The organism is Streptomyces sp. LZ34 (assembly GCF_053890475.1).
This window is the reverse complement of sequence record NZ_CM132680.1, coordinates 416,326-434,242: the sequence shown is the minus strand read 5'-3', so window position 1 is coordinate 434,242 and position 17,917 is coordinate 416,326. Positions and strand designations below refer to the sequence as shown.

The following is a 17,917-nucleotide window of genomic DNA, read 5'->3' as shown; positions in this document are numbered from 1 at the left end:
GTGGACCGGGCGAGACCGGTCCACCGCCCCACTATTCCGGGGTCAACCCTGTAGCAACTCCTTGACGAGATATTCGGCAAGTGCCGCGGGCGTGGGGAAGTCGAAGGCCACGGTGGCCGGCAACGTCAACCCGGTGACGACAGCCAGCCGGCGCCGCAACTCGACCGCGGTGACCGACTCCAGCCCCAGTTCCCGCACGCCCTCTTCCGGGCCGATGCTGTCTGGGCTGTCATGGCCGAGCACCGCTGCCAGCTGCGCCCGCACGGCGCCGAGCAGCAAGCCGTACCGCTCCTCCTCGGCCAGCGCGGCTAGCTGCTCCGGCCGTACCGTCCGCTCCGGCTGCTGCCCGTGCCGCCCGTTCCCCACGACTGCCGCGCGGCGGTCGCGGATCTCCGGGATGCCGTCGAACAGGGCCGTCGAGGGCCGTTCCGCCAGGTAGTCCGCGACCTCGCGCCACTGGATGTCGGCGAAGGCGAGGGACTCGCCGCGGCCTTCCATGAACGCCCGCTCCAACACGTTTCCGAGCAGTGCCTGGGGCAACGGCCGCTGCCAGCCGCCGAGGACCGATCCGATGCCGTCGGCACCGGCACCGGCACCGGCACCGGCACCGGCAGCGTGGGTGGCCCATGGGCCGAGAGCGAGCAGGGACGCGGCCCGGCCCTGCACACGGCGACGTTCCACCAGCGCGCTCAGCCACATCGCCGCGGGCGCCTGCCATGCGTGGTCCGGGACGCCCAGGAACCCGGCCAGCGGCACGCACACCACAAAGGACTCCAGGTCCATGTCCCCGGTGAGAGCGTCGAGGTGTCGCACTGGAGCGGTGAGCGCGTGGGTCGGCTCGTTCGGTCCGGCCGGGACAAAGCACACCACGCGGGCCGGTGCACACTCCACAGGCATCTTGGCCAGGACCTCCGCGACAGCGGCGCGATCGGCCAGGTCGCAGGAGAACACCGTGGCCTCCGTTCCCGCCGCGTCGGCCACGGCCGCCAGCCGGGAGCGAGCTCCGTCGGTCTCCCCGCCCTCCGGCACCAGGACCATCACGTGCTCCGCACCTTGGCTCGCCAGCCACCGCACGGCCGGCTCGGCGGCGGGGGCCAGACCGTTGACGATCAACGTGGTGCCGCTCAGCTCCCGGCCGCCGCTCAACTCCCGGCCGCCGCCGTCCCGGCGGGGCGCCGCCGTCAGCCGCCGCGCGAAGACACCGCTGTCCCGGACAGCCACCTGGTCCGCGCCAGACCCTCCGGCCAGCACCCGCGCCAGGGCGGCGGACACCGACGGGCGAGCCCCCGCCGGCAGGTCCACCACCCCGCCCCAGCCGGCCGCCCGCTCGAGGCCGAGCCCCTGGGCCAGTCCCCAGAGGGCGGCTTGGTGGGGGTCGGGTGCGGGGTCGCTGGGTGTGGTGGTGACGGCGTTGTGGGTGATGAGCCACAGAGGTGCGGTGATGTTGTGCTGGTCGAGGTCGCGGAGGAGTTGGGTGGTGGTGGCGAGGGGGTCCGGGGTGTGGGTGAGGGAGAGGAGGGACAGTACGCCGGCGATGGGCTGGTTTGGGGGGTCGGTCGGCTTGTGCAGGGTGTTGTGGCGGGGGTCGCCGATGGGGAGTGGTACGACGTCGGCGCCGTGGGTGGTCAGCGCTTGTGTGCACAGTTGGACGAGGGGATGGTCGAGCCGGTCGTGTGGCGCGGCTACCAGCCAGCGTCCCGACAGCACCGCCGGGCCGTCGGCCACCACCGGACTCCACACGATCCGGTAGTACCAGGAGTCCGCCTCGGCCTTCCGGCGCTGCGCCCGCCGCCACGACGCCAGAGCCGACACCATGGGCTTCAGCGTCTCGGCATCGGCGGCGCCGTCCAGACCCAAGGTCCGGGCGAGCGCCGGCACGTCGCCGGACTCCAGCAGCTCCCACAGCCGGGCGTCCGCCGCCTCCCGCACCGTGCCCTGGTGGGTCGGCATGGTGGCGGGTGGTGTCGGCTGCGGCCAGTAGCGCTGGTGTTGGAAGGCGTAGGTGGGGAGGTCGATCCAGGGGTGGTGTGGGTGGTGGTAGGTGGTGTGCCAGTTGATGGGGGTGCCGTGGGTGGCGAGTTCGGCGAGGGAGAGGGCCAGTTGGGTGCGGGTGCCGTGGTCGCGGCGGAGGGATCCGGTGACCACGGCGCGGGCGTTGAGGGCTTCGGTGGTTTCCTGGATGCTGGTGGTGAGTACGGGGTGTGGGCTGATTTCGATGAAGGCGCCGTGGCCGGTTTCGAGCGCGGTGGTGATGGTGGGGGCGAAGTGTACGGGGTGGCGGAGGTTTCGGTGCCAGTACTCGGCGTTCATCTGGGAGCCGTCGATGAGTTGTTCGTCGAGGGTGGACCAGATGGGGATGTCGCCGGGCCGTGGTTGTATGGGGGCGAGGGTTTGGAGGAGTTGGTCGCGTACTGCATCGACGTGGGGGCTGTGGGAGGCGTAGTCGACCGCGATCCACCGCGCGCGGATCCCTTGTTCTTCGCTTGCGGCCATGATCTGTGTGAGTGCGTTCTGGTCGCCGGAGATGACGGTGGTGTTGGGGCCGTTGACGGCGGCGATGGACACTTGCCCTGACCATGCCTCGATCAGTCCGGCCACGGTGTTGGTGTCTGTGGCGAGGGTGGCCATGGTGCCCGCTCCGGCGAGGGTCAGCAGTGCGTGGCTGCGTAGTGCCACGACTCGTGCGGCGTCGTGGAGGGTGAGTGCTCCGGCTACGCAGGCGGCGGCGATTTCTCCTTGGGAGTGGCCGATTACGGCGGTGGGGGTGATGCCCTGGTCCTGCCACCAGGCCGCGAGCGACACCATTATCGCCCATAGTGCGGGCTGGACGATGTCCACGCGGGCCAGGGCCTCTTCGTCGGCCAGTACGTCCCTCAGTGACCATGGCACGAACTGCGAGAGTGCCTGCTCGCACTCGGCGAGTCGGTTGGCAAACACCTCGCTGGTCTCGGCCAGCTCCAGCCCCATGCGTGCCCACTGCGAGCCTTGGCCGGGGAAGACGAACACCACCCGATCGGCGCCCGGCACCACTGTGCCGCGCACCACCCCGGCCGCAGGACTGCCGGATGCCAGTGCTTCCAGCCCGGTCAGGAAGCCTTCGCGGTCTTCGGCCACGACCGCTGCCCGGGTGTCCAGGGCGGCGCGGTGGGTGGCCAGCGCATGGCCGACCGCGGCCGTATCGACGTCTCTCTCCGCGCTCAGCCAGTCCCGTAGCCGTGCGGCCTGGCCTCGTACGCCGCCTTCGCCGCGGCCCGATATCAGCCATGGCACCGCTCCCGGCACGGCAGCCGTGACAGACAGGTCGGCCTGCGTCTCCGGCGCCTGTTCGAGGATGACGTGGGCGTTGGTGCCGCTCATACCGAAGGAGGAGACGCCGACGCGGCGGGGGCGATCGACCCCCGGCCATGCGCGGTGCTCGGTCAGCAGTGACACCGCACCCGCCGACCAGTCCACTTCGCCCGACGGCCGCTCCACATGCAACGTGCGCGGCAACTCGCCGTGTTGCAGTGCCATCACCATCTTGATCACGCCCGCGACACCGGAGGCGGCCTGGGCGTGTCCGATGTTGGACTTCAACGAGCCCAGCCACAGCGGCCGATCCTCCGTACGCCCCTGCCCGTAGGTGGCGAGCAGTGCCTGGGCCTCGATCGGGTCGCCGAGTCGGGTGCCGGTGCCGTGTGCTTCGACGGCGTCCACGTCGGCTGCTGACAGTCTCGCGTTTGCCAGTGCTTGTCGGATGACTCGTTGTTGTGATGGGCCGTTGGGGGCGGTGAGGCCGTTGGAGGCGCCGTCTTGGTTGATGGCGGTGCCGCGTACGACCGCGAGTACCCGGTGGCCGTTGCGTTGGGCGTCCGACAGCCGCTCCAGGAGGAGCAGGCCTACGCCCTCGGCCCATCCCGTACCGTCGGCGTTGTCCGAGAACGCCTTGCACCGGCCGTCCGCTGCCAGGCCGCCCTGCCGGGAGAACTCCACGAAAGCTCCGGAGGTGGACATCACCGCGACGCCGCCGGCCAAAGCGAGTGAGCATTCTCCTGTCCGGAGCGATTGGGCGGCGAGGTGGAGGGCGACGAGGGAGGAGGAGCAGGCGGTGTCGACGGTGACGGCGGGTCCTTCGAAGCCGAAGGTGTAGGCCACGCGGCCGGAGACGACGCTTGCGGCGTTGCCGGTCAGCAGGGTGCCGGTGGTTCCTTCGGGGGTGTTCATGACCAGTGTGGCGTAGTCCTGGCCGTTGGTGCCCGCGAACACTCCGGTGTCCGTGCCGCGCAGGGACTGGGGGTCGATGCCGGCGCGTTCGAATGTCTCCCAGGCTGTTTCGAGTAGCAGTCGTTGTTGCGGGTCCATAGCGGTGGCTTCGCGGGGTGAGATGCCGAAGAAGCCGCTGTCGAAGAGTGGGCTGTTGTAGAGGAAGCCGCCGGAGTGTGCTGTGCTTGATCCGGTGTTGCCTTCGGTGGTGCCGAGTAGTTCGTTCAGGTTCCAGCCGCGGTCGTCGGGGAAGGGCCCGATGGCGTCCACCCCGGTGGCCACGAGCTCCCACAGGTCCTCCGGGGCGCGTACTCCGCCCGGGTAGCGGCAGCTCATTCCCACGATCACCACGGGATCGACGTCCGCCGCCGTACGAGCGCCATCGGACCGCGCCACGGCGAGCCCGGGCTCCTCACTCTCCCCGCCGGTGAGTTCACCACGCAGATGGCGGGCGAGAGCGCTGATCGTCGGTTGGTCGAAGGCGAGGGTCGGGGGCAGCAGAAGGCCGGTGGCCTCGGTCAGGCGGTCTCGGAGCTCTACGCCGGTCACCGAGCTGAAGCCCAGGTCCTGGAAGGCGCGGTCGACTTCGACTTCGGCTTCCGGATAGTGGAGCACCTGGGCGGCTTCGGTCTGGATGAGCCTGATCAGGTGGCGCTCCTGCTCGGCCGGGGGCAGCGGGGAGAGCCGGGCCAGCAGCCGTTCGGTGGTCTCCGAGCCCGCTCCGGCCATCGGCTCCACGACGTCCTCGGTGGCGGGACCGACGGGTGCGCCGACTTCCACGGCCTCGGCAGCTGCGCCCGTGCCCGTGCCGGCGATCCAGTAGTGCCTGCCCTGGAAGGCGTAGGTGGGCAGGTCGTGCCAGCCCTGCCAGGTGGCGGCGGCGCTGCCGTAGACGGCGTCCCAGTCCACCGGAACGCCATGGACGGCCAGCCGGGACAGGCCGGTGACCAGTGTGGCGGCCTCCGGCCGGTCACGGCGCTGCATGCCGACGACCAGGACCGGGCCGGAAGCCTCGGGCAGCCTGGCGGCGACCGTCTGCTCGACCATGCCGGACAGCACGGCGTCCGGACCCAGTTCCACGAAGCCGGTGGCGCCGGAGGCGGCGGCTGTGGCGATCGCGTCGGCGAACCGCACGGTGGAGCGGACCTGGTCCACCCAGTATCCGGGGTCGTTCCACTCACCGTCCACGGTCGTCCCCGTGACGGTGGAGACGACCGGCAGTTTCCCTTCCCGGAAGGAGATACGCGACAGCGCCTCGGCGAAGGCGCCGGTCATCGGAGCCATCAGCGGGGAGTGGAAGGCGTGGCTGACCCTCAGCCGCTTCACCCTGCGGCCCCGCTCCTGCCAGGTGCGTGCCCACCGCTCCACCGCCGCCTCATCCCCGGAGAGCACCACCGAGTCCGGCCCGTTGACGGCGGCGATGGCGACGCTGTCCTCGTGTCCGGTCAGCAACTCCCGGGCCTCCTCGGCGTCGGCCTGCACCGCGACCATGGCACCGCCGACGGGCAGTTCCTGCATCAGCCGGCCGCGGGCGGCGACCATGCGCACCGCGTCCTCCAGCGACAGCACTCCTGCCACATGGGCGGCGGCGATCTCGCCCACCGAGTGGCCGACCAGGAACCGGGGCCGTACGCCCCAGGACTCCACCAGCCGGTACAGGCCCACTTCGACGGCGAACAGGCCCGTCTGTGCGTAGACGGTCTGGTCCAGTAGCTGCGCCGCGTCGCTCCCCGGTGCGGCCCAGACGACCTGCCGCAGCGGGTGGGTCAGGGAGCCGGAGAGCTCCCGGTCCACGGCCGCGCACACCGCGTCGAACGCCTCGGCGAAGGCGGGATGGCGGCGATGCAGGTCCCGCCCCATGCCGGGCCACTGCGCGCCCTGGCCGGGGAAGACGAACGCCAGCTGGTGGGCGTCGGCGGCCACGGTGCCGCGTACGACACCGGGCGCCGGCTCGCCCGCGGCGACGGCTTCCAGCCCGGCGAGGAAGCCTTCGCGGTCCGCTGCCACTACCGCTGCCTGGGTGTCGAGGCCGGCGCGGCGGGTGGCCAGCGCGTGGCCGACGCCGGCCAGGTCGACGGTGCCCATGTTCTCGTGCGCGGCCAGCCATTCCCGTAGCCGTGCGGCCTGGCCGCGCACACCCGCCGGGCCCCGGCCGGACACCAGCCATGGCATCTCCCCGGCTGCCGGGGAGGTTTCGGTGCCGGTGGGGATGATGGCGGTCGGCTCGGTCCGGGGTACGGGCTGTTCGAGGATGACGTGGGCGTTGGTGCCGCTGACACCGAAGGAGGAGACTCCGGCCCGGCGGGGCCGGTCCGCCGCCGGCCACGGCCGGTGCTCCGTCAGCAGGGAGACCTCGCCGGAGGACCAGTCCACCTCCGCCGAGGGTCGGTCGATGTGCAGGGTACGCGGCAGTTCGCCGTGCTGGAGCGCCATCACCATCTTGATGACACCAGCGACCCCGGCAGCGGCCTGGGTGTGGCCGATGTTGGACTTCACCGAGCCGAGCCACAGTGGCTGGTCTTCGGCGCGGTTTCGGCCGTAGGTGGCGAGCAGTGCCTGGGCCTCGATCGGGTCGCCGAGTCGGGTGCCGGTGCCGTGTGCTTCGACGGCGTCCACGTCGGCTGCTGACAGTCTCGCGTTTGCCAGTGCTTGTCGGATGACTCGTTGTTGTGATGGGCCGTTGGGGGCGGTGAGGCCGTTGGAGGCGCCGTCTTGGTTGATGGCGGTGCCGCGTACGACCGCGAGTACGCGGTGGCCGTTGCGTTGGGCGTCCGACAGCCGCTCCAGGAGGAGCAGGCCTACGCCCTCGGCCCATCCCGTACCGTCGGCGTTGTCCGAGAACGCCTTGCACCGGCCGTCCGCTGCCAGGCCGCCCTGCCGGGAGAACTCCACGAAGGCGCGCGGGGTGGCCATGACGGAGACTCCGCCCGCCAGGGCGAGGGAGCATTCGCCGGAGCGCAGGGACTGGGCGGCGAGGTGGAGGGCGACGAGGGAGGAGGAGCAGGCGGTGTCGACGGTGACGGCGGGTCCTTCGAAGCCGAAGGTGTAGGCCACGCGGCCGGAGACGACGCTTGCGGCGTTGCCGGTCAGCATGGCGCCGGTGGTTCCTTCGGGGGTGTCCATCACCAGCGTCGCGTAGTCCTGGCCGTTGGTGCCCGCGAACACTCCGGTGTCCGTGCCGCGCAGGGACTGGGGGTCGATGCCGGCGCGTTCGAATGTCTCCCAGGCTGTTTCGAGTAGCAGTCGTTGTTGCGGGTCCATGGCGATGGCTTCGCGGGGTGAGATGCCGAAGAAGCCGCTGTCGAAGAGTGGGCTGTTGTAGAGGAAGCCGCCGGAGTGTGCTGTGCTTGATCCGGTGTTGCCTTCGGTGGTGCCGAGTAGTTCGTTCAGGTTCCAGCCGCGGTTGTCGGGGAAGGGCCCGATGGCGTCCACCCCGGTGGCCACGAGCTCCCACAGGTCCTCCGGGGCGCTTACTCCGCCCGGGTAGCGGCAGCTCATTCCCACGATCACCACGGGATCGACGTCCACCGCCGCATGCCCGCCATCGGACCGCGCCACCGCGAGCCCGGAGTCCTCGCCCTCCGTGCCGGTGAGCTCACCACGTAGATGGCGGGCGAGAGCGTCGGGGGTCGGGTAGTCGAAGACGAGGGTGGCGGGCAGCCGCAGCCCGACGGCGGTGTTCAGCCGGTTCCGGAACTCCACCGCGGTCAGCGAGTCGAACCCGAGGGTGTTGAACGCGCGCTTCGGGGCGATGGCCGCGGCCTCCGCGTGGCCGAGCGTCCCCGCGGCAGCGGTCCGGACCAGCTCGAGCAGCACCTTGTCCTGCTCCGCGCGGGGCAGCCCGGCGAGCCGCCGCCGCAGCCCGGCCGTGCCGTCGCCGGCCGCATCCGCCGACGTGGATGTGTCCTGGTGCTCCATGGCCAGGCGTACGTCAGGGATCTCCGACAGCAGCGGGCCGGGCCGGTCGCCGGCCCGCGACACGAAAGCCGCCCAGTCGATGTCGGCGACGGCGAGATACGTCTCGTCGCTGTCCAGAGCCTGCTGTAGGGCGGCGAGCGCCAGCTCCGGGCGCATACCGGGGAAGCCGCCGCGCCGCAGCCGCTCGCCGCGCCCGGGGTGGTCGGCCAGACCCTCGCCGGCCCAGGCGCCCCAGGCCACGGAGGTGGCCGGGAGACCGGCGGCGCGCCGCCGCTGGGCCAGGGCGTCGAGGAACGCGTTGGCCGCCGCGTAGTTGCCCTGTCCCGGACTGCCCAGCGTGCCGGCGGCGGAGGAGAACAGCACGAACGCCGACAGGTCGTGCTCCCTGGTCAGCAGGTCCAAATTGACCGCGGCACGCGCCTTCGGCCCCAGGACGCGGTCGAAGCGCTCGGGTGTCAGCGACTCGACCACGCCGTCCTCGAGAACGGCCGCCGTGTGCACCACCGCGGTCAGCGGATGCTCGGCCGGAATCCGGTCGAGCAATGCGCGCAGGGCCTCGCGGTCGGAGACGTCACAGGACACGACGGTCACCCGGGAGCCGAGCTCGGTCACCTCGGCCACCAGCTCATCCGCACCAGGGGCCGAGCCACCCCGCCTGCTGGTGAGCAGCAGATGCGGGGCGCCGCTCCGGGCCAGCCACCGGGCCACATGCCCGCCCAGCGCGCCGGTACCTCCGGTGATCAGCACGGTGCCGCGCGGGGCCCAGGTCCCTGCCGGGCGGCTGTCCACCGAGGCGCGGACCAGCCGCGGGGCGGACAGTCCGGCTCCCCGGACGGCCAGTTGGTCCTCGTCCGTGCCCTCTGCCAACACCGTGGCGAGCCAGGATTCCGACCGGTTGTGGGGCGTCTCGGGCAGGTCGACCATCCCGCCCCAGCGGTGCGGGTGCTCCTGCGCGATGACGCGGCCCAGTCCCCAGAGGGCGGCTTGGTGGGGGTCGGGTGCGGGGTCGCTGGGTGTGGTGGTGACGGCGTTGTGGGTGATGAGCCACAGCGGGGCGGTGATGTTGTGCTGGTCGAGGTCGCGGAGGAGTTGGGTGGTGGTGGCGAGGGGGTCCGGGGTGTGGGTGAGGGAGAGGAGGGACAGTACGCCGGTGATGGGGTCGGTCGGGTTGTGGAGTTGTTGGTGGGTTGCTGCGTTGGCGGGGTCGCCGATGGGGAGTGGTACGGCGTCGGCGCCGTGGGTGGTGAGTGCTCGTGTGCACAGTTGGACGAGGGGATGGTCGAGCCGGTCGTGTGGCGCGGCTACCAGCCAGCGTCCCGACAGCACCGCCGGGCCGTCGGCCACCACCGGACTCCACACGATCCGGTATCGCCAGGAGTCGACCACAGCACGGTCACGCTGCTCCTGCCGCCAGGACGCCAGCGCGGGCAGCACGGTGTCCAGGGAGGGCTCGCCGGCATCGGCGTCCAGACCGAGGGTCTCGGTCAGTTCGCCGACGTCACCGGATTCGAGAATCTGCCACAGCCGCGCGTCCACCGCCTCGCTTCCGCTGTCGGCGGAGGTGGAGGGAAGGGCAGCGGGCGCGGTCGGCGGCCAGTAGCGCTGGTGTTGGAAGGCGTAGGTGGGGAGGTCGATCCAGGGGTGGTGTGGGTGGTGGTAGGTGGTGTGCCAGTTGATGGGGGTGCCGTGGGTGGCGAGTTCGGCGAGGGAGAGGGCCAGTTGGGTGCGGGTGCCGTGGTCGCGGCGGAGGGATCCGGTGACCACGGCGGGGGCGTTGAGGGCTTCGGTGGTTTCCTGGATGCTGGTGGTGAGTACGGGGTGTGGGCTGATTTCGATGAAGGCGCCGTGGCCGGTTTCGAGCGCGGTGGTGATGGTGGGGGCGAAGTGTACGGGGTGGCGGAGGTTTCGGTGCCAGTACTCGGCGTTCATCTGGGAGCCGTCGATGAGTTGTTCGTCGAGGGTGGACCAGATGGGGATGTCGCCGGGCCGTGGCTCTATAGGAGCCAATGCTTGGAGGAGTTGGTCGCGTACTGCATCGACGTGGGGGCTGTGGGAGGCGTAGTCGACCGCGATCCGCCGCGCGCGGATCCCTTGTTCTTCGCTTGCGGCCATGATGTGTGTGAGTGCGTTCTGGTCGCCGGAGATGACGGTGGTGTTGGGGCCGTTGACGGCGGCGATGGACACTTGCCCTGACCATGCCTCGATCAGTCCGGCCACGGTGTTGGTGTCTGTGGCGAGGGTGGCCATGGTGCCCGCTCCGGCGAGGGTCAGCAGTGCGTGGCTGCGTAGTGCCACGACTCGTGCGGCGTCGTGGAGGGTGAGTGCTCCGGCTACGCAGGCGGCGGCGATTTCTCCTTGGGAGTGGCCGATTACGGCGGTGGGGGTGATGCCCTGGTCCTGCCACCAGGCCGCGAGCGACACCATTATCGCCCATAGTGCGGGCTGGACGATGTCCACGCGGGCCAGGGCCTCTTCGTCGGCCAGTACGTCCCTCAGTGACCATGGCACGAACTGCGAGAGTGCCTGCTCGCACTCTGCCAGGCGCCTCGCGAACACCTCGCTGGTCTCGGCCAGTTCCAGCCCCATGCGTGCCCATTGCGAGCCTTGGCCGGGGAAGACGAACACCACCCGATCGGCGCCCGGCACCACTGTGCCGCGCACCACCCCGGCCGCCGGACTGCCGGATGCCAGTGCTTCCAGCCCGGTCAGGAAGCCTTGGCGGTCTTCGGCCACGACCGCTGCCCGGGTGTCGAGCGCGGCGCGGCGGGTAGCCAGCGCATGGCCGACCGCGGTCAGGTCGAGGTCGTCTTGCGTGGCGAGCCAGTCCCGTAGCCGTGCGGCCTGGCCTCGTACGCTGCCTTCGCCGCGGCCCGATATCAGCCATGGCACCGCTCCCGGCACGGCAGCCGTGACAGACAGGTCGGCCTGCGTCTCCGGTGCCTGTTCGAGGATGACGTGGGCGTTGGTGCCACTTGCGCCGAACGACGACACCCCCGCCCGGCGGGGCCGGTCCACCTCGGGCCACGCACGGTGCTCGGTCAGCAGCGACACCGCACCCGCCGACCAGTCGACCTCCGCCGACGGCCGCTCCACATGCAACGTGCGCGGCAACTCGCCGTGCTGGAGCGCCATCACCATCTTGATGATTCCGGCCACACCGGCCGCGGCCTGCGCATGACCCATGTTCGACTTCAGCGTCCCCAGCCACAGCGGCCGATCCTCGGCGCGCCCCTGCCCGTAGGTGGCCAGCAGTGCTTGGGCCTCGATCGGGTCACCCAACCGCGTACCCGTACCGTGCGCCTCGACGACATCCACCTCGGCCGACGACACTCCCGCGCTCGCCAGCGCCTCCCGGATCACCCGCTGCTGCGACGGACCGTTGGGTGCCGTCAATCCGTTGGACGCACCGTCCTGGTTCACCGCTGAACCTTGTACCACTGCCAGCACCCGGTGGCCGTTGCGCCGGGCGTCCGACAGCCGCTCCAACAGCAGCAACCCCACGCCCTCGGCCCATCCCGTGCCGTCCGCGTCGGCCGAGAACGCCTTGCACCGGCCGTCCGGGGAGAGCCCCTGCTGGAGTGAGAACCCTACGAACGTCTGCGGGGTGGACATGACCGTGACCCCGCCCGCCAGCGCGAGCGAGCACTCGCCCGCCCGGAGCGAGCGGGCGGCCAGGTGGAGGGCGACCAGCGACGACGAGCACGCGGTGTCCACCGTCACCGCGGGCCCCTCGAAGCCGAAGGTGTAGGACACCCGGCCCGATGTGAAGCTGCCTCCGCTGCTGTTGCCGAGGAGTCCTTCGAGCTCCTTCGGCGCGCCGGCCACATCGATGCCGTAGTCGTGGTACATCAGACCGGCGAACACACCGGTGCGGCTGCCCCGCAGCGACTCCGGGCGGATGCCGGCCCGCTCCAGCACCTCCCAGGCGGCCTCCAGCAGCAGCCGCTGCTGGGGGTCCATGATGAGGGCTTCGCGCGGCGAGATGCCGAAGAGGTCGGGGTCGAAGTCGGCGGCCTCGTACAGGAAGCCTCCTTCGGCGGCGTAGGTCTTGCCGGGGACGCCGGGCTCCGGGTCGTACAGCCGGCCGACATCCCATCCCCGGTCGGTGGGGAAAGGGCCGATCACATCGGCGCCCGAGGCCACCAGCCGCCACAGGTCCTCCGGGGAGCGCACCCCGCCGGGGTAGCGGCAGCTCATGCCCACGATGACCACCGGGTCGTCGGCCAGGGCGGGCGCGGTGGGCCGCTCGGGTGGTGCCGCGGGTGCGGGCGCCCCGCCCGGGGCGCCGGTCAGCTGGGTGTCCAGCCAGCGCGCCAGTTCCTCGGGGCTGGGGTAGTCGAAGACCAGCGTGGCGGGCAGGCGCAGCCCGGTGACGGTGTTCAGCCGGTTCCGCAACTCGGTCCCGGTGAGGGAGTCGAAGCCCAGTTCCTTGAACGGCCGGGCGGCCTCGATCGTCCCGGACGAGTCATGGCCCAGGATGGCGGCGGTCTCGGCGCGCACCGCGTTCAGCAGGGTCCGGTGCCGCTCGTCGGCGTCGAGGGTGGCCAGCCGCCGCGCCAGCTCACCGGAAGTGCCCGGCTCGGTGCCGGTGTCGGCGCCTGTACCGGGGCTGGTGCCGGGGCGTACGGCGTCGCGGCGGGGGGCGGGGAGCAGACGGCGCAGCATGGCGGGCACGTCGGCGGCGTCCAGTGCGCGCAGCGCGCCCAGGTCGATCGAGGCGGTGACCGCGAGCGGGTCGGCGGCTGCCAGAGCGGTGTCGAACAGGTCGAGCGCGGTCTCGGTGGGCATGGGCACCATGCCCATCCGGGCCAGCCTGGCCAGGTCCTGCTCGGTGAGGTGCGCGGTGAGGCCGCTGCGTTCGGCCCAGAAGCCCCAGGCGAGGGAGAGAGTGGGGCGGCCCTGGGCGGTGCGCCGCTGGGCGAAGGCGTCGAGGAAGGCGTTCGCCGCCGCGTAGTTGCCCTGCCCGGCGCCGCCCAGCACTCCGGAGGCCGACGAGAAGAGCACGAAGGCGGACAGGTCGCGGTCGCGGGTCAGCTCGTCCAGCAGCAGCGCCGCGTCCAGTTTGGGGCGCAGTACCCGCTCGAAGTGCCCGCGGGTCAGGGACTCGATGACCGTGTCGTCCACGGCGCCGGCCGCGTGGACGACAGCCGAGACGGGCCACCGATCGAGTATCCGGGTGAGTACGGCCCGGTCGGCCGTGTCACCGGCCACGGTGGCGACCTCGGTGCCCAGCCCGGCGAGCTCGGCCGAGTACTCCTCCGCTCCGGGGGCGGCCAGGCCACGGCGGCTGAGCAGGACCAGCCGCCGCACCCCGTGGGCGGTGACCAGGTGCCGGGCCACGATCCGGCCGAGCGTGCCGCTGGCGCCGGTGATCAGCACGGTGCTGTCCGGGCCGAAGGCCGCGGGGGCGTCCTCGCGGAGCCGCCCGCGCCGCAGCAGGGGCGCGTAGGCGGTCCCGGCACGCAGGGCGAGTTGCGGTTCGATGCCGTCCGTGAGGCCGCGCAGGGCCGCCCACGAGGCCTGCTCCCCGTCCACGTCCACGGCGAGGAAGCGCCCGGGGTGCTCCGACTGTGCGGCGCGCACCAGCCCCCACACAGGAGCCTGTACCAGGTTCGGCTCCTCTTCCGGGGACGCCGCCACCGCACGCCGGGTCAGCACCACGAGGCGCGACGCGGCGAAGCGTCCGTCCGTGGCCCATCGGCCGAGCAGTTCGGCGGTGCGCGTCAGCACCTCGGGTACGGCGGTGCCGATGGACTGCCCGGCCGGTTCTGCTGCTTCCGCACCCGGAGTGGGGCACGGGGCGAAGACCATGTCCGGTGCCGGGCGCCCCGCCTCCACCGCGGCGGCGAGCTCCGAGGCGTCGGCGTACACCTCCGCTCCGGCCAGCGCCTCGACCAGTTCCGCGGGCAGTTCGTCGGTGCCCCGGCCGAGGAGCGCGGTCCGGACGGCGGGCTTCTCCACCGGGGCGGTGGCCGAGGCCCGCGGGGTCCACTCGACCCGGAAGAGCGACGGGTGCCCGCGGCGGGCGGCGCGCAGCCGGTCGGCCGTCACCGGGCGAGAACGCAGCCCCCGGACCTCGGCGACGGGCTCTCCCGTCGGCGTGGTCATGGCCACGATCACCTGGTCGCCGCCGTCCGCCACGGTCAGCCGGACCCGGAGGGAGCCGGCTCCGGCGGTGTGCACGGTGACGCCGTGCCAGGCGAACGGCAGCCTGATCCCGTCGCGGAGCACGTCGGGACCGTCCTCGACGGCGGCGAGCACCACCGGATGGAGGGCGGCGTCGAGCAGCGCGGGATGGATCCCGTACCCGGAAGCCTCCAGGCCTTGCTCCAGTGCCACCTCGGCGAACAGCTCGTCGCCGCGGCGCCAGGCGGTACGCAGCCCCTGGAACGCGGGGCCGTACTCGTAGCCCTGCTCGGCGCACCGTTCGTAGAAGTCGGCGACGCGCAGCGGCGCCGCGTCACGCGGCGGCCAGACCGCGCCGTCCGCCTTCCGCCCGGCGGCTGCCGATCCGGTGACTGGTGTGTCGACGACTGGTGTGCCGGCGACTGGTGTGCCGGTGGCGTCGCTCACCGCCGATGGGCCTTCCCCACGCCGGGGCGGCGGTCCCGCGGGGGCCAGGTAGCCGGTGGCGTGGCGTGTCCACCGCTCGTCGCCGCCGTCGTCCTCCGCACCGGCGTAGACGTCGACCGGCCTGCGGTCGGCCTCTCCGGCGCCCACCACCACCTGGATCCGTACCGCTCCGTGCTCGGGCAGCACCAGGGGGGTCTCCAGGGTCAGTTCGGCCACCTGCGAGCAGCCGACGTGGTCACCGGCCCGGACGACCATGTCCACGAACGCCGCGCCCGGCAGCAGTACCACGCCGTGCACCGCGTGATCCCTCAGCCAGGGCTGGGCGCCCAGCGACAACCGGCCCGTGAGCACCACGCCTTCCCGGTCGGCGAGTGCCACCACCGCCCCGAGCAGCGGATGGTGGGCCGAACTCAGGCCCGCGCCGGTGAGGTCGGCGGCGCCGTCGGCGCCCTTCGCCCAGTAGCGCTCGCCCTGGAAGGCGTAGGTGGGCAGGTTCACCCACGGCTGGTCCTGGCCTCCGTGGACGGCGTGCCAGTCGACGGGGGTGCCGTGGACGGCCAGTTCCGCCAGGGAGAGCGTCAGCTGGTCGCGGGTGCCCTGGTCACGGCGCAGGGAGCCGGTGACGACCACCCGGGTCTGCGACGCCTCGGCCGCCTCCTGGATGCTGGTGGTGATCACCGGGTGCGGGCTGATTTCGACGAACGCCCCGAAGCCCTGTTCCAGCGCGGCGGTGACCACCGGCGCGAACCGCACCGGTTCCCGGAGATTGCGGAACCAGTAGTCGGCGTCCAAGTCCGAGCCGTCGATGAGGCGTTCGTCCAGGGTGGTCCAGATGGGGATCTCGCCCGCCCGGGGGCGCACCGGGGCGAGGTCTTCGAGGAGCCGGTCGCGCACGGCGTCCACGTGGGGGCTGTGGGAGGCGTAGTCCACCGCGATCCACCGGGCTCGCACCCCCCGCCCCTCGCACTCGGCCACCACCTCGGCCAGGGCGTCCCGGTCGCCGGAGATCACGGTGGCCGACGGCCCGTTGACCGCCGCCACCGACACCCGGCCCTGCCGGTCTCCGAGCCACCCGGACACCTGCTCGGCCCCGGCAGCGACGGACACCATGCCACCCGCGCCGGAGAGGGACAGCAGCGCCCGGCTGCGCAACGCCACCACCCGAGCCGCGTCCTGAAGACTCAACGCACCCGCCGCACACGCGGCGGCGATCTCCCCCTGGGAGTGGCCGACCACCGCGGCAGGAGTGACCCCCTGCGCCTGCCACCAGGCCGCCAGCGACACCATCACCGCCCACAACGCGGGCTGCACCACGTCCACCCGCGACAGCGCCTCCTCATCGGCCAGCACCTCCCGCAACGACCACGGCACGAACTCCGACAGGGCCTCTTCGCACTCCGCCAAGCGGGCGGCGAACGCCTCGCAGGACTCGGCCAGCTCCAGCCCCATCCGAACCCACTGCGCCCCCTGACCAGGGAAGACGAACACCACCCGATCGGATCCCGGCACCACGGAACCACGCACCACACCAGCCGCCGGACCACCCGACTCCACAGCCTCCAACCCGGCCAGGAAACCGGTCCGGTCGGCCGCCACCACGGCCGCCCGGGTGTCCAGACCCGCCCGGCGCGTGGCCAGCGCATGACCCACCGCGGCCACCTCGACCTCGCCCTGCGCGCCCAGCCACTCCCGCAACCGCGCGGCCTGTCCCCGCACGCCCCCTTCACCGCGGCCCGACACCAGCCACGGCACCGCCCCGGGGACCGGCGCGCTCCCCGGCCGGGTGGTCTCCGGTGTCTTCGCCGTCTGCTCGATGATGACGTGGGCGTTGGTGCCGCTGGCGGCGAACGACGACACCGCCGCCCGACGGGGCCGGTCCGCCTCCGGCCAGGGCCGGTGCTCGGTCAGCAGTGACACCGCACCCGACGACCAGTCGACCTCCGTCGACGGCCGCTCCACATGCAACGTCCGCGGCAACTCGCCGTGCCGCAGCGCCATCACCATCTTGATGATCCCGGCCACCCCCGCCGCGGCCTGCGCATGCCCGATGTTCGACTTCAGCGAGCCCAGCCACAGCGGCCGCTCCGCGCTGTGCTCCCGGCCGTAGGTGGCCAGCAGCGCCTGCGCCTCGATCGGGTCCCCCAGCCGGGTGCCGGTGCCGTGTGCCTCGACGACGTCCACCTCGGCCGCCGGCACCCCCGCGTTCGCCAGCGCCTCCCGGATGACGCGTTCCTGGGCGAGACCGTTGGGAGCGATGAGCCTGCTCCTGGCGCCGTCCTGGTTGACGGCGGAGCCCCGTACGACGGCCAGCACTCGGTGGCCGTTGCGCCGGGCGTCCGACAGCCGCTCCAGGAGGAGCAGGCCCACGCCCTCGGCCCACCCGGTGCCGTCGGCGTCGGCGGAGAACGCCTTGCACCGGCCGTCAGCCGCCAGGCCGCGCTGGCGGGAGAACTCGACGAAGGTCCGCGGGGTGGACATGACCGTGACCCCGCCCGCCAGCGCGAGCGAGCACTCGCCCGCCCGGAGCGACCGGGCGGCCAGGTGGAGGGCCACCAACGACGACGAGCACGCGGTGTCCACCGTCATGGCCGGGCCCTCGAAGCCGAAGGTGTACGACACCCGGCCGGAGGCGATGCTGCCCGCGGTGCCGCCGCCCAGCAGCCCCTCCAGCTCCGTGGCGGTGCGCTCGGCTCCGGTGGCGTAGTCGTGGTACATCAGGCCCACGAACACGCCGGTGCGGCTGCCTCGCAGGGCTTCCGGGGGGATGCCCGCCCGTTCCAGCGCCTCCCACGTCAGCTCGAGCAGCAACCGCTGCTGCGGATCCGTCGCCAGGGCCTCACGCGGGGAGACGCCGAAGAAGTCGGCGTCGAACCTGGAGGCGTCCTCGAGAAAGCCGCCCTCGCGGGTGTAGATCTTCCCCGGGCGTTCCGGATCCGGGTCGTACAGGGTGTCGATATCCCATCCCCGGTCGGTGGGGAAAGGGCCGATCACATCGGCGCCCGAGGCCGCCAGCCGCCACAGGTCCTCCGGGGAGCGCACCCCGCCGGGAAGGCGGCAGCTCATGGAGACTATCGCGATCGGTTCCTGCTGCTGTTCCTCGGCCTCACGCAGCCGTTGCCGGGTCTGGTGAAGTTCGGCAGTGGCCCACTTGAGGTGTTCGAGGAGCTTTTCTTCGTTCGCCATG

The 17,917-nt window shown here is 72.2% G+C and carries 1 protein-coding gene; it reads right to left on the bottom strand.

Annotated elements, in window-relative coordinates; genetic code table 11:
* Positions 1-42: 42 nt before the first annotated feature.
* Positions 43-17,916, bottom strand: a complete 17,874-nt coding sequence (locus ACWY4P_RS01705; RefSeq protein ID WP_456208286.1) for a type I polyketide synthase — start codon at positions 17,914-17,916, stop codon at positions 43-45.
* Position 17,917: the final 1 nt, after the last annotated feature.